Source organism: Exiguobacterium sp. UBA6309 (genome assembly GCF_002439205.1).
Classification (GTDB): Bacteria; Bacillota; Bacilli; order Exiguobacteriales; family Exiguobacteriaceae; genus Exiguobacterium_A.
Genome location: NZ_DJTL01000035.1, coordinates 1 through 1327 on the forward strand (window position 1 = coordinate 1; position 1327 = coordinate 1327).

At 51.0% G+C, this 1327-nt stretch carries 1 protein-coding gene and 1 pseudogene; both read right to left on the bottom strand.

The features are described 5' to 3' along the window. On the bottom strand, positions 1-938 hold a 938-nt coding region (tdh, locus tag B3M90_RS12015; protein WP_290784267.1), incomplete at its 3' end, for an L-threonine 3-dehydrogenase. A 99-nt stretch (positions 939-1037) separates the two neighbouring features. Beyond that, positions 1038-1327, bottom strand: a pseudogene (locus tag B3M90_RS12020) (2-oxoacid:ferredoxin oxidoreductase subunit beta); the annotation flags it as partial.

A 1327-nucleotide genomic window follows, 5' to 3' on the forward strand; every position in this document is an offset into this window, starting at 1 on the left:
CTCCATGTCTCATACATCTTCCGACCGGTGATGCCTTGAACCCGGACACCTTTGAAGACGACATGGTTCGTCAAATCGATTTCGACCGGTTTGACCGGCAGACTGAGGATGTTGACGTCTCCACCTGCTGTCACCATCTCGAAGGCTTGACGAATCGCAACCGGATGACCACTCATCTCACAGACGACATCAATTCCATCCCCGTCCGTCATGCGCTCGATCCGCTCCAAGACATCGTCATGACGTGAATCGATGACGACATCCGCCCCCATCGTCCGTGCGAGTTCAAGACGATATGGATTGACGTCGATTGCGACGACTTCCGCCGCACCGGCTGCTTTTGCGACCGAAACTGCCATCAGACCAATCGGACCACAACCGACGATTGCGACCGTTTTCGCGCTGACATCGCTCGCGAGTACCGTATGGATGGCATTGCCCATTGGCTCTTGAATCGAAGCGATCCCTGCTGGCATATCTTCCGGGTTGACCCAAAGGTTTTCTTCCGGCATGACAACGTATTCCGCAAAACAGCCTTGTGTATCGACACCGATGATCTTCGTGTTCTTACAGATGTGATATTGTCCACGAAGACATTGTTTACATTGATGACAGACGATATGCGTCTCCGCCGAGACACGATCACCGAGCTTCAAGCGTTTCGTGCCTTCTCCAAGCTCGACGACTTCGCCCGAGAACTCGTGACCGAAGACATACGGCGGATTGACACGCGAGGCTGCCCACGCATCCCACTCATAGATATGCACGTCCGTTCCACAGATCGATGTTGCCTCGACTCGAATCAAGACTTCCCCACGACTCGGTACGGGTACTGGTACTTCTTTCAGTGCCGCACCGAATCCGCGCTCTTCTTTGACGAGTGCACGCATCGTTTTCGTCGTTGCCGTCTCTTCTACCGTCGTTACTAATTTCGTCATCTTTCCCCGACTCCTTCGCGGAAGTTCGCGTTTATGTATATGTGGCGAACTTCCAAATGTTTAGCATCCCCAAAAAACCAAACACATCTTTCCTCTATCTTACATGAATTCTGCCGCTAGTTTACCGAATGTTTCTTCGTTTAGCTCAAGATCCGCATATGCGAGACCTGATTCTTGATAACCGTCGATTTGTGACTGGTAATCAGGACGTGTTTCATCCTGATAAATCAATCCCATGACGAGTCCGTCGTGAGCATGAACGGTCTGTTTTGCAAGATCCAAGTTCGACGGATCGTATCCTTCGATGTCGGACAGCTTCGTCAAGTTCTGTTTGAACCAATCGTACGTATTGACCTTGTTGAACGTGACACACGGACTGAAGACGTTGA